Consider the following 11,766-nt stretch of genomic DNA (forward strand, 5'->3'; position numbering starts at 1 on the left):
ACTATCCGCTTCTTGCGCGGGCGGCCTTAATGATGGACCGGCTGGCGCTCGCGGATGACCACGAATTCGCCTTCCAGCACCTTCGGCTCGTGCGGTGCACGCGCAGCCGAGGGTTGCGGCACGGGGTGCCCGCCGCCACGGGCCAGCTTCCACTGGCGGACGGCCAGGAAGACCAGGCCACCGGCAAGCATCACGCCGATGACGACCACGCCGAACACCAGCAGCACCCCGAGCACGGCCAGGCCGGCCACGACGGACAGGACGCGGGCCAGTGGGTTGCGGGAACGACGAAGGGGCGGGAAGACGAAGCGCATTGGTTAAAAATCCGTATGGCACAATGACATGCGTGGTTGCCGCGTTACCTTGGGGCAACCCACCCTCATAGACAAGTGCCATGACTCCCGACCTCTACGCCGTACCCCTCTGCCTGCTGGCCGACATTCCCGATGGCGGCGCCGTCGAAGCCGAAGCCCTCGTGCAGGGCGAGGTGGAGTCGTTGCTGGTATACCGCCACGGGGACGAGGCGCACGCCTACCTCAACGTGTGCCCCCATGCGGGCCGCCGGCTGGATTACGCGCCCGGGCGGTTCCTGGTCCGCAACGGCACGATCATTTGCGCGGCGCACGGCGCCACCTTCGCGGCCGACAGTGGCGACTGCACCCAGGGCCCCTGCCGCGGCGACCGTCTGCGCGTGGTGCCCGTCACGGTGGTCGAGGGTGCGGTGCGCCTCACGGCTGAGAAACCTCTCAGCGGTACATGAGGTTGATCACCACCAGGGTGATTACCAGTACCAGCACCGTCAGCGGCAGCCCCACCCGCAGGAAATCCTTCGCGCGATAGCCCCCAGGGCCCGCGATCATCATCAGGGCAGGGTGGCCCGAAGGCAGCAGGAAGGTATTGGACGACGACACCGCGACAATCAACGCGTAGGCCGATGGGTTGCCGCCGGTGCTGACCGCCACGCTGATCGCCAGCGGTACCATCATCACCGTGGCGCCGACGTTGGACATCACCTGCGAGAACATCAGGGTGAGCACGGCGATGCACAGCTGCAAGGTCCATTGCGGCGCGCCGCCGAGGATCGCCAGCACTTCCTGCGCCAGCCACGACGCCGTGCCCGTGGAGTCCATCGACCAGCCCAGCGGAATCAGGCAGGCGGTGACGAAGATGGTCTTCCAGTTGATGGCCTTGTAGGCCTCGTCCATGTTGAGCACGCCGGTGAGCAGCATGCCCACGGCGCCGGTCATCATGGCCACCGACAGGTCGAGGTGGGTGAACAGCGCCAGGCACTTGGCCAACACGAAGAAGCCCACCGCCTGCCAGATCTTGCCCGGGCGCTGTTCTTCCTTGGGAATGTCGGTGACCACCACGAAGTCGCGGTCTTCCTCGGCCAGCAGCAGATCGCGCCATTTGCTGTGCAGCACCAGGGTATCGCCGGCGCGCAGGCTGACCGCGCGTACATCCTCGCGGAACACCTCGTCTCCGCGGTTGACCGCCAGCACGGAAATGCCGAAGCGCTTGCGCAGGCGCAGTTCGCCCACGGTCTGCTTGATGAAGCGCGAGCTGGGCGGCACCACCGCCTCGGAAATACCGGCGCGCGTGGTGTTGAACTGCTCGCCTAGCTGGCGCATGCGCATGGATACGCGGCACAGCTGGTTGTTGGCGAAAGCCTGGATGGCATCTTTCGGCGCCAGCACGCCCAGCACGGTGCCCACCCAGATCATCTGGTCGGACGGCGGCGCCACGCGGCTCTCGTTGCCGTTCTTGATGGCCAGAATCAGCGGTGCGCCGTGCAGTTGCTCCACCTCGCCGATGCTCATGCCCACCAGCGGGCTTTCCGCCGTGACGGTGAGCTCCGCCGTTTCGCCCGCGATGCCATAGGTATCGGCGAAGTAGCTTTCGGTGCGGCCGGGGGTGACCTTGAGGCGCTCGTCCTCACGCTCGGGCAGCAGCTTGCGGGTGAAGAAGTAGAAGAACAGCACCCCCACCACGGCCAGCACGAGGCCCACCGGGCTGACACTGAACAGGCCGAAGCGGGGGATGGTGTGCGCCCCGGGCGGCAGGTTGCTGTTGGCGCTGGCGATCAGGTCGTTCAACACGATCAGCGGCGAGTTGGCGATCAGCGTGGTGTTGGTGGCCGTCAGGATGCAGAAGGCCATGGGCAGCAGCAGGCGCGACATCGGCACGCCGGTGCGGGCCGACAGCCGGCTGGTCACGGGGATCATCAGCGCGGCCAGCGCCTGACTGGGGATCACCGCGCTGAACAGGCTGGTGACCGAGTTGACCACCACGCCCAGGCGCGATTCCACGCCACGCGCCATGCGCATCACGAAGGCGGCCGTCAGGTTGAGCACCCCGGCGCGGTCCAGGCCGGCGCCCATGATCATGATGGCGATGATGGCGATAACCGCGTTACCGGCAAAGCCGTTGAACACCTGATCGCCGGGAATCAGGCCAGTGAGGCCGATGGTGACGACGACCAGCAGGGCGACGAGGTCGGCCCGGATCCACTCCAGAACGAGCATGAGCATGGTGAAGCCCACCAGGCCCAGCACGAGGATCATTTCAGGCGTTAGGGTCAGTGCCACGAGCCGGGGGTCCGGGTCCGGTCGTTGGAGGCGTGCGGTGGCATGGTGTTGCCAGGCGGCTATCGATGCCGCAAGAGTATACGCGTCGGGGGTGGCTCCCGGCTGAAGAAAAACGATGACCCGCGAGCCGCCGGGGCGGCCCGCGGGTCATCGTGCATCGTCAGCGGCTGAGGTTGCTCACCGCCAGGTCCACGATGGAATCGCCACGGCCGCTCATCACCGCCTTCAGCGCGTAGAGGCTGAAGCCCTTGGCCTGCTCGGCGGTGATCTTCGGCGGCATGGACAGTTCCAGCCGGTTGCTGACCACGTCCAGCAGCGCGGGGCCGTCATGCGACAGCACCTCGGCGATGGCCGAGGGCAGGTCACTGGCTCGGGCGACGCGGCGGCCATGGATGCCCATGGCGTTGGCCATGGCGGCGAAGTCGGGGTTCTTCAGCTCCACGCCGGTTTCCAGCAGGCCCGCAGCCTTCATCTCCATCTCGACGAAGCCCAGCGTGCCGTTGTTGAGCACGATGACCTTCACCGGCAGGCCTTCCTGGGCCAGCGTGATGAAGTCGCCCATCAACATGGTGAAACCACCGTCGCCGGAGAGCGAGATCACCTGCCGCCCGGGATGCGACGCCTGGGCGCCGATCGCCTGTGGCATGGCGTTGGCCATCGAGCCGTGCACCCACGAGCCGAGCAGGCGACGCTTGCCGTTCATCGCCAGGTAGCGCGCGGCCCACACCGTCGGCGTGCCGACATCGCAGGTAAAGATGGCATCGTCCTCGGCCAGCTCGCTGACCAGGCGGGTCACCTGCTGCGGGTGGATGAGGTCGTGGCCCGGCTCGATCCGGGCCAGCTCGTCCAGGCTTTCGCGGGCCCGTGCGTAATGCGCCAGGCAGCGGTCGAGGTGGCCGCGCACGCGTCGGGGCTCGATCCGCGGTAGCAGGGCGCGGATGGTTTCACCCACGTCGCCCACCACGCCCAGGTCCAGGCGACAGCGTCGTCCGAGGTTTTCGGGGCGGATGTCCACCTGCGCGATCGTCGCGTCTTCCGGATAGAACTGGCGGTACGGAAAATCCGTGCCCAGCATCAGCAGGGTGTCGCAGTCCTCCATCGCGTGGAAGCCGGAGCTGAAACCGATCAGGCCGGTCATGCCCACGTCGAAGGGGTTGTCGTACTCCACGAACTCCTTGCCGCCCAGCGCGTGCACGATGGGCGACTTCAGCGCATCGGCCAGGGCGATCAGGTCGTCGTGCGCGCCTGCCGTGCCACGGCCGCAGAGCAGCGTGATGCGCTTGCCCGCGTTGAGCAGGTCGGCCAGGGCATCCAGCTCGCGTGCCGCCGGTACAACCTTCGGCGACGGCGGCAGCAGGCCGGCCACCGGGGTCACGGTCTTCACCGGCGACTTGCGCATGGCCACGTCGCCCGGGATCACCACCACGGCCACGCCACGCTGGCCGACGGCGGCGCGGATGGCGGACTCCAGCACGCGCGGCATCTGCGATTCGTCGGAGACCATCTCGCAGTACACGCTGCACTCGCGGAACAGCTCGGTGGGATGGGTTTCCTGGAAGTAGCCGCTGCCGATCTCGGCACTGGGAATATGCGCGGCGATGGCCAGCACCGGCGTACGCGAGCGATGGCAGTCGAACAGCCCGTTGATCAGGTGCAGGTTGCCCGGGCCGCAGCTGCCGGCGCAGACGGCCAGTTCACCGGTGAGCTGCGCTTCGCCACCGGCAGCGAACGCGCCGGCTTCTTCGTTGCGGACATGGACCCAGTCGATGCGCTGGCGCTCGCGCAGCGAATCGGTGATCGCGTTGAGGCTGTCGCCTACGACGCCGTAGATCCGGCGTACGCCGGCTTCTTCCAGGGTGGCCGCGATGAGGTCGGCAAGGTTGGCGATGGACATGGGGCACTCCGTGAACGCGAAGCCCCGCATTAAGCGCCTCCGACGGTCAACGCACCGTCGTCGGGCGCGCCGCCGCTTCTCGTGGTTTCATGCGATCAGCCGTGCCACTCGTAGAGGTAATCCCACACGCCATGGCCCAGGCGCGTGCCGCGCCGCTCGAAGTGGGTCTCGATACGCCAGGCGGGCCGCTCGGCGGATTGGCCCGGGCCGACGCGGTTGCGCCAGCCTTCGGCGGCTTCCATCGTCTCGCGCATGTGCTCGGCGTAAGCCTCCCAGTCGGTGGCCAGGTGCAGCAGGCCGCCGGGTGCCATGCGCGAGGCCAGCAGCTGCACGAAGGCCGGCTGGACCAGGCGACGCTTGTTGTGGCGCTTCTTGTGCCAGGGATCGGGAAACCAGATCCGCACTTCCGACAGGCTGCCCGGCGGGATCTCGTGCTCCAGCACCTCGACGGCGTCGTGCTTATACAAGCGCACGTTGGTCGCGTCGCGCGCGGCCAGCACGTTCATCAGGCGGCCGACACCCGGCCCGTGCACTTCCACGCCGATGTAGTCGCGCGCGGGGTCATGCTCGCTGGCCCAGGCCAGCGCCTCGCCGTTGCCGAAGCCGATTTCCAGCACGCGCGGCGCATCGCGCCCGAAGACGTCGTCGGGATCGCGCACGCTGCCGTGGTAGTCGAGGCCGAAGCGGGCCCAGTGGTCGTCGAACGCGCGCTGTTGCGCAGGCGTCATCCGGCCTTCGCGCAGCACGAAGCTACGGATACGGCGGTAAAAGGGGGCGTCGCCGGCGGCGTCGTCGCGGCTGTCGTCGTCGGGGGTGGTCTGCATGCGCCTAGTGTAACGTCAGCGCCCGTTGTTCCACCCACCGCCGCGCATGGGGATGCCCGTGCCGGGCTGGTTCCCGCTGCCCATGCCCGTGCCGGGTTGCGGCGCGCGGCTGTTGGTCGTGCCGATGCCCGGTTGGACGGGCGGTAGGTCGTCGTGGCCGTTGCGCCAGCCCGGGTTGCCGCGGTTCCAGCCGTTGCCGCGATCGTCCCGGTCGCGGCGGTCGTCCTGACGGGAGCGGTCCGGCGCGAGGGTCACGCCCGCGCCGGTGGCGTTGGATGATCCGCTGCCGCGCGCGGGGAGCATCACCGTATTGGAGGTGGTCGGCGGACGGCTGCCGTTGCCGTGGTCGCCGTGGTCGGGCCGGCCGTGGTTCCGGTCGCGATCGCGATCGTAACGGTCGTCGTGGCCGTAGCCGTTTCCGTAGCTACCGCCGTAATTACCGCCGTAGTAGCCCCCGTAGCCGTCGTTGTACGGCGCGTCACGGTCGCGGTCGTAGCCGTCGTCTATCAACGTGGGCTGGTCGCCGACATAGAGGTGTGGCGGCTGGGGGAGGGAGCCGGTGCTCACGGTTTCCCGCCGCACCGGGACGGCGGGGCCGGAAATGTAGCTGACCCCTGGCTTGGGCATGTCGGCGGTGGACACCGTGCGCGACTGCGCGAAAGTAGCGCCGGCGGCACACAGCGCGAGCGCCGAGAAAGCGGAAAGCGTTAGTGCGCGATGCATGAGCCGACCCTCGTCAGATTCCCCGGCACGATTATGCGCCGGTCCCCGGGGCGCCGGGGGAGGCCGCCTGGGTGCGTTCAGGTGGACGCCACCTTTCGCGGGTGAGGGGTCTCGTATTACCATCGGTGGCCGATGCGGGTGTAGCTCAATGGTAGAGCTGTAGCTTCCCAAGCTACTGACGAGGGTTCGATTCCCTTCACCCGCTCCAGCTTCGGTTTTTTCGAAGCTAAGTGCTTTATCTGCAACGTCTTTTTCGGCCGACGCAGCGAACCTGAAACGCCCTCCCGAGGTATCGTTTTAGGTATTGTTTTCCGTGCCAAAGCCACTTCTGTTCCACCGACCCGCTGGCCTCTATGTGCGCTTCCGCATGCCGACGGACCTGCGCGACCGCGTGGGCTCGCGCTTTCTGGCGCGCCCACTCCGGCAAGTGCCCGGAGAATCAGCCCGGCTGGCCGCGGCTCTGCTGGATATGGCACTCTCCAACGCATTCAGGAGGATGCGACAGGGAGGGGTCGTGGTTGACATTGACAGCTGCTTAAAAACGCGGAGAACGCTGTCCAACTCACCATCGGTGATGGTTCGGCTTCCCAGCGGCACGCATCTGACCAATGTGCGCATCGACACGCCCGAGGACGAGCGGCAGTTCCGTGACCTGATGGCGGCATCGACGCCATCCAGTCCGGCGCAGACGGCCCGCGGGACGGCCAGTCTCGAGCGCGAGGGCACCATCGCGACGACTTTTTTGCGCATCAGATGGAGGTGCACCTAGCCGACCTTGAGCGCGGTGGGCGACAAGAAGACGCTGATGGAAAGCCGCCACACGCTGTCACTGTTTCGCGGCATCGTGGGGAACAAGGTGGTGCGTGAATTGACAGCCGACCACTGCATGGCCTTCTTCGATGCCGTCGCCCGCTGGCCCCGGCATGCGACAAAACGGCAAGAGTTCGCTGGGTTGGGTTCCTTCCGCACTATCAAATCCACCATAGCCCAATCTCCACCTCATCCTGCCTGCCGCGAGCCGTCGTTCACGTTGCTATGCGCAGACGAGCAGCGATGGGCACTTGGTGCAAAGCGAGTTGGCGAATCTGAGCGTGGGGCCCGATACAGCGCCGGTGACGAGGTTAGAGGTTGACTACGTTGCCATGCCTGCTGCCAGAAAGCCGCCCGTGAGCCCCCTCTCAACGGGTGCGTTGGTTGCTGATCCTCAGAGCCCTAGGGCACCTCAGAAAGTGGTCATTGCAACGCTGATCGCCATCGCAACCAGCAAGCCATATGCCACGTAAACCTGCACAAGAATGCGTGAAAGAAAGCTCGAATCCCTGGGAGCCAGTTCGGATCGGTGATGTTTCAGCCGCCAGAGAAATGCGGTGCCTTGGGTGATGAGAGAAGGCTTTCCCACACGCTCGTAGAGCGCTGGATACCTCTCTTTCAACCTCGTAATCAAGCGAATGATGTTGACCGAAACCACTAGCGTGGCGATGGCCCCTAGAGCCCATATTGAAATAAAGATAGGTGTCGACATTAGTGGCAGCCGCACGAATTGGTCTTGTTGGTGGTGACCCAAGAGCGACCAATGTCAGACGATGCTCCTTCCGAAAAGCCACCCTGCGAGCCCGGAGAATAACCTGAAGACAACGCGCTACCTATCCTTATCTTGCTGATGCCAGCTCCCGCGCCAAAGGCTACCCCTAACCCCTGATAGCTGAATCCGCCATTGAATACAGACCCGTCCGTATTCCCAGGAGTGTTGTCGGCCAGAGTATAGGATGAGCCGGAAAAACTGATGGTGTCGACTCCCCGTAAACTTACTCCAGACATAAACCGAGGTCTCCGGGCAAAATATCCCCAAGGAGACCCACGATGCGCAAGAGCAAATTCACCGAGAGCCAGATCGTTGCGACGCTGAAGCAGGTCGAAGGCGGCAGGCAGGTCAAGGACATGTGCCGGGAGCTCGGCATTTCCGAGGCGACCTACTACACCTGGAAATCGAAGTACGGTGGCATGGAGGCGTCGGACGTTCATCGCCTGCGTGACCTGGAAGCGGAGCACAACAAGCTCAAGCGCATGTATGCGGATCTGGCGATGGAGAACCACGGGCTTAAGGATCTCATCGCAAAAAAGCTGTAGACCCGGCGCATAAGCGCCCGCTCATCACCTGGCTGGTCGAGCAGCACGGATGGAGCGAGCGCCGGGCCTGTGAGGCACTAGGCTTCTCGCGATCTACGCTGCGCTACGAGGCTCGCCCTGATCGCGACGAGCCCGTCATCGGGCTATTAGCGGAGCTGGCTGAGCGATTCCCCGAGCGCGGCTTCGACAAGCTATTTCAGATCATCCGCCGGCGCGGTCTGCCGTGGAACCACAAGAGGGTGTGGCGCGTGTATTGCCAGATGCAGTTGAATCGCCGCCGACGCGGCAAGAAGCGTGTCCCGACGCGTCACCCGCTACCACTGGTGGCCGGCGAGGCGATCAACGGAAGCTGGTCCATCGACTTCATGTCCGACGCGCTGTGGGACGGCCGCCGCTTCCGAACGTTCAACGTCATCGACGACTTCAGCCGCGAGGCACTCGCTGTGGAAATCGACCTTAATCTTCCTGCATCGCGAGTGATCCGAACGCTCGAACGTGTCGCCGCGTGGCGCGGCTATCCGTCGAAGCTTCGCCTGGACAACGGTCCGGAATTCGTCGCTCTTGCGCTGGCGGAATGGGCAGAACGCAAAGGCATCAAGCTCGACTTCATCGAGCCGGGAAGGCCGATGCAGAACGGCTTCATCGAGCGCTTCAACGGCAGCTTCCGGCGTGGTGTCCTCGACATGCACGTGTTTCGGAACCTGACCGAAGTACGCGAGCAGGCAGAGCTTTGGCTAGCCGACTACAACCGCGAGATACCGCACGACAGCTTAGGCGGGCTGACGCCCGCAGAATTCAGGCAGCAAAATGATCCGGCGACCTTGGGTTATGGTTGGCACTAACTAATGGGGGGGCGACACACGCTACTTCTCAAAAATCCGCCTGACCCTCCAATCCGCCGCCAGCTTTACCCCCGACGGGGTCTCCCACACTGCGTGGACCCTGAGCCACGCGGAGAACGGAAAGCCCTACTGGATAGGAGAGCGAAAGCTGTTCGCCTCGACCGCCGAGCTCTGGGCGGCATGGAAGGCCCACCAGCTCTCCCTCCATCTCCAGCATGCCCAGGCCCTGCGTCTGGTTCGCTTCTATCTCCGAAACGAGCCCGACCATGTCGAACCCTTCAACACCTGGTTGGACTACCGGGCTGTGGCGCGTCACGCGCAGTTCGACGAAGTCGATACACAGTGCTGGCCCTGGAGTGCTGCCACCGTCTCCCTCGACCGCAGGGACCGCCTGAGCACGCCAGGCTGGCCTTGGTCGGATAACCCAACTCCTGCGGTCATCCGCCGGTGCAGCCAACGCTCGGCGGGCCACGGCTGGGCGAGGCGGGCGGTGAGGGTGGCTGACTTCGACCGACAGAGCGCGACCCGCTACATCGCCGCAGTGAAATCCTTGGTGCAATCGGAGCGCCGACGGATGTTCGACCGCAAGATGCGGAAAGCGGGCTTGCGGGAAGCGCGGACGGCTCGCCGGCTTTGATTTCGAAAAGGGATGACCGACGGGCAAGGAGGCCCACTTTTATGGATATGCAGCTCCAAAGGCTTTTGCAGGATGCTGCGTGGGATGGTGACCACGTCACCGTCGCCCTGCTCATTGGCCACCCCGATGTCGACCCCGCCGGCCAGCGCTCAGCTGCGTTGCTCCATGCGGCGCATCGGGGGCACTGGCGATGCGTAGAGCTGCTGCTGCCTGTGAGCAATCCCCTTGAGCACCGGTCCGAACCCCTTCTCAGGGCCGCCCGTGGACGAAGCAAGGGCCACCGTCGATGTGTGGCGCTGCTGGCGCCATGGTCGGACACCAGCCGGTGGGAACCGTGGGAATGGGACGAGGTTGGCCCATGGGCGGTGAATCTGCTCCAGCGAACGAATGTAGGTGTTCCCTGACAGACGCAGCGGGGCAAGGTCGGCAACATATGTATTCAGCCGCCGAAGGGAAAACCGTCGCATGACCAAACTGCTCGCTCATGTCGTCCTTGCAGGCCTTGTGCTGGGCACCGCATTTTCCTTGCCCGCCGTGCATGCCGAAGACGGCCAGGATGTCTCACTCGAAGAGATGCTTGCCAAGCCTTGCCCCTCGGCAGCACAGTGGCTGAAGACGCGGGAGGCCCAGGTTGCCTCCCTGCGTCAGGCAAGCGCCAATTCCAAGCCCCGCGACACCGCGCTGCACGACGAGCTCCTGAAGATGGAAGCGGACGATGTCCGCGTTCGCACACCTCTCCAGCAAGCGGGTGAACATCCGTCCCAGGCTGTCGTCCAGGCGGTGATGGACGTGGACAAGCGCCACCTCGAACGCCTGCGGGCCATTACGGCACACGGGTTGCCGACGCGCGACGCCATCGGGGAAGACGGGCAGGCGGCGCTGTTTGTTCTTGTGCAGCACGCAGACATGGACCCTGCCTTGCAAGAGCGCGTCCTGGCTGAGAATGCAAAGCAGGGGAGCACGGGGTTTGCCCCGGACAATGCTGCCATGCTGGCTGACCGTGTCGCCCTTCGCCTCGGCAAGGCGCAGCCCTATGGCTCACAGCTCGGATACGAGAACGGTCACCTCGCGCCGAGAAAGCCTGTTGATGACCTCGGTGAGGTGGACAAGCGGCGAGCGGCGGTCCATCTCATGCCGATGTCGGATTACATGTGCATGATGGGCGTGCTGCAAGGGCCTCACTAACTGGACCTGCCTGCCGCAGGCGGGTCGACCCCAGCCAACCGGTGCCCGTTTGCCCGCCGCCGACCTTCAGTGGATGCGCGGACGACCGCTTTTGAGTGCGTTTTGGGCCTAATCGATGGCGAGAGACAACGCTTCGACTGCCTGACCACATCCCTTTTTGGGAGAAGAACCCGGAGGACCGAGCACCTCGGTGACGCGCAGTGCAGCGGTGACTACGTCGGCATGCCCCGCGTCGGCTGCGAGGGCCGCGAGCCGGTGGGCGATGGCGCGCGCCACCGGGAACTCCATGTTTGCCACCCGAGGGTCTTGCCGTCTGTCGGTACCTGCCTACACCCTATCGGAAAAGCAGGGCGGAGCCATTCGGCCCGGTGAGTCGATTTCTGACGATACCCATCCCGTGATGCCAGCCACTTCCCGGATGACCTGAAATTGCGCCACGGTTTTGACCTCCGCTCGACGGAGGGAGAGGTACATCCACGCATACGTCAGGAGTGTGGCCAGCGATTTTCGAGATGCCCATTCGGCCGGCCTGACACCACAGGAGCAACGATATGGCAAAGTCACCCGTTCCGAATGCACCGAGCAAGAATCCGGGAAAGCCCTCAGGTGGCGGACGCGGCAACGCGCCGAGCAAATCGGGTGGGGCACAAGGTAAAAAGTCATAGAGGTGTGTGTCCCCTATGAGTCCAAGGTGGCGGCAAGACCAGGGACGGTCGAATCCATCGGGCGGATGGAGCGCGAGCTTGCCGCACTCCAGATGCAGACCTCAGCCGTGGAAGATTCCTATGGCCCAGACGTGCTGCACCTGACCATCGTCAAGGGACATCTGGGCAAGTGGCTGGGCAACGCGTCGGTCGTTCGCTGGCTTGCCCGCCACCGGCCGGAGTATCTCAAGGAGTTCCAGAGGACTTCCGAAACTGCGGATGTGGGGGCGGGATAGGCAAGT

General features: G+C 64.9%; 11 protein-coding genes and 1 tRNA gene. 6 read left to right on the forward strand and 6 right to left on the reverse strand.

Going from position 1 to position 11,766, the window contains the following annotated elements:
• Positions 1-26 precede the first annotated feature (26 nt).
• Complete coding sequence (locus AB8808_RS02770) at positions 27-314, reverse strand: hypothetical protein (protein ID WP_369926543.1); 288 nt, start codon at positions 312-314, stop codon at positions 27-29.
• An 80-nt stretch (positions 315-394) separates the two neighbouring features.
• On the opposite strand from AB8808_RS02770, the gene AB8808_RS02775 reads away from it, so the two are divergent.
• A complete protein-coding gene (locus tag AB8808_RS02775; protein ID WP_369926544.1) occupies positions 395-760 on the forward strand; it encodes a Rieske (2Fe-2S) protein in 366 nt (121 codons plus the stop codon).
• Here AB8808_RS02775 and AB8808_RS02780 read toward each other — a convergent pair.
• From AB8808_RS02780 to AB8808_RS02795, 4 genes are all read right to left on the reverse strand, one after another.
• The gene (locus AB8808_RS02780; RefSeq protein WP_285405299.1) at positions 747-2,564 is read right to left on the reverse strand and encodes an SLC13 family permease; all 1,818 of its coding nucleotides are present in this window, start codon (positions 2,562-2,564) and stop codon (positions 747-749) included. The genes AB8808_RS02775 and AB8808_RS02780 overlap by 14 nt on opposite strands.
• A 184-nt stretch (positions 2,565-2,748) precedes the next feature.
• Positions 2,749-4,482 (reverse strand): ubiquinone-dependent pyruvate dehydrogenase, encoded by a 1,734-nt coding sequence (gene poxB, locus AB8808_RS02785; RefSeq protein WP_369926546.1) that lies wholly within the window; start codon positions 4,480-4,482, stop codon positions 2,749-2,751.
• A gap of 95 nt (positions 4,483-4,577) precedes the next feature.
• The gene (gene trmB, locus AB8808_RS02790) at positions 4,578-5,306 is read right to left on the reverse strand and encodes a tRNA (guanosine(46)-N7)-methyltransferase TrmB (RefSeq protein WP_369926548.1); all 729 of its coding nucleotides are present in this window, start codon (positions 5,304-5,306) and stop codon (positions 4,578-4,580) included.
• 15 nt (positions 5,307-5,321) lie between these two features.
• On the reverse strand, positions 5,322-6,029 hold the full coding sequence (locus AB8808_RS02795) for a hypothetical protein (protein ID WP_369926550.1): 708 nt from the start codon (positions 6,027-6,029) through the stop codon (positions 5,322-5,324).
• Positions 6,030-6,163: 134 nt separating this feature from the next.
• Between AB8808_RS02795 and AB8808_RS02800 the strand changes: the two genes are divergently transcribed.
• Both AB8808_RS02800 and AB8808_RS02805 read left to right on the forward strand, forming a co-directional pair.
• Positions 6,164-6,237, forward strand: a tRNA-Gly gene (locus AB8808_RS02800).
• A gap of 159 nt (positions 6,238-6,396) precedes the next feature.
• Positions 6,397-6,798 carry a hypothetical protein gene (locus AB8808_RS02805; RefSeq protein ID WP_369926552.1) on the forward strand — a complete coding sequence of 134 codons (402 nt, stop codon included), beginning with the start codon at positions 6,397-6,399 and terminating at the stop codon, positions 6,796-6,798.
• Between the two features lie 453 nt (positions 6,799-7,251).
• Here AB8808_RS02805 and AB8808_RS02810 read toward each other — a convergent pair whose 3' ends face one another.
• Positions 7,252-7,551 (reverse strand): hypothetical protein, encoded by a 300-nt coding sequence (locus AB8808_RS02810; RefSeq protein WP_369926554.1) that lies wholly within the window; start codon positions 7,549-7,551, stop codon positions 7,252-7,254.
• A 338-nt stretch (positions 7,552-7,889) separates the two neighbouring features.
• Here AB8808_RS02810 and AB8808_RS02815 point away from each other — a divergent pair.
• From AB8808_RS02815 to AB8808_RS02825, 3 genes are all read left to right on the forward strand, one after another.
• A protein-coding gene (locus AB8808_RS02815; RefSeq protein WP_369926556.1) for an IS3 family transposase occupies positions 7,890-8,998 on the forward strand; the annotation gives its coding sequence in 2 pieces (ribosomal slippage) (positions 7,890-8,151 and positions 8,151-8,998; 1,110 coding nt in all).
• 1,102 nt (positions 8,999-10,100) lie between these two features.
• Positions 10,101-10,820, forward strand: a complete 720-nt coding sequence (locus AB8808_RS02820) for a DUF6624 domain-containing protein (protein ID WP_369926558.1) — start codon at positions 10,101-10,103, stop codon at positions 10,818-10,820.
• A 730-nt stretch (positions 10,821-11,550) separates the two neighbouring features.
• Positions 11,551-11,760, forward strand: a complete 210-nt coding sequence (locus AB8808_RS02825) for a plasmid partitioning protein RepB C-terminal domain-containing protein (protein ID WP_506193242.1) — start codon at positions 11,551-11,553, stop codon at positions 11,758-11,760.
• Positions 11,761-11,766 lie beyond the last annotated feature (6 nt).

Source organism: Xanthomonas sp. NCPPB 2632, assembly GCF_041228075.2.
Classification (GTDB): domain Bacteria; phylum Pseudomonadota; class Gammaproteobacteria; order Xanthomonadales; family Rhodanobacteraceae; genus Luteibacter.

What these genes read in the sequence shown, in the direction of transcription:
- AB8808_RS02770 (WP_369926543.1), bottom strand. Translation starts at nt 314, where the DNA reads ATGCGCTTCGTCTTCCCGCCCCTTCGTCGTTCCCGCAACCCACTGGCC.
- AB8808_RS02775 (WP_369926544.1), top strand. Translation starts at nt 395, where the DNA reads ATGACTCCCGACCTCTACGCCGTACCCCTCTGCCTGCTGGCCGACATT.
- AB8808_RS02780 (WP_285405299.1), bottom strand. Translation starts at nt 2,564, where the DNA reads ATGATCCTCGTGCTGGGCCTGGTGGGCTTCACCATGCTCATGCTCGTT.
- poxB (WP_369926546.1), bottom strand. Translation starts at nt 4,482, where the DNA reads ATGTCCATCGCCAACCTTGCCGACCTCATCGCGGCCACCCTGGAAGAA.
- trmB (WP_369926548.1), bottom strand. Translation starts at nt 5,306, where the DNA reads ATGCAGACCACCCCCGACGACGACAGCCGCGACGACGCCGCCGGCGAC.
- AB8808_RS02795 (WP_369926550.1), bottom strand. Translation starts at nt 6,029, where the DNA reads ATGCATCGCGCACTAACGCTTTCCGCTTTCTCGGCGCTCGCGCTGTGT.
- AB8808_RS02805 (WP_369926552.1), top strand. Translation starts at nt 6,397, where the DNA reads ATGCCGACGGACCTGCGCGACCGCGTGGGCTCGCGCTTTCTGGCGCGC.
- AB8808_RS02810 (WP_369926554.1), bottom strand. Translation starts at nt 7,551, where the DNA reads ATGTCGACACCTATCTTTATTTCAATATGGGCTCTAGGGGCCATCGCC.
- AB8808_RS02820 (WP_369926558.1), top strand. Translation starts at nt 10,101, where the DNA reads ATGACCAAACTGCTCGCTCATGTCGTCCTTGCAGGCCTTGTGCTGGGC.
- AB8808_RS02825 (WP_506193242.1), top strand. Translation starts at nt 11,551, where the DNA reads ATGGAGCGCGAGCTTGCCGCACTCCAGATGCAGACCTCAGCCGTGGAA.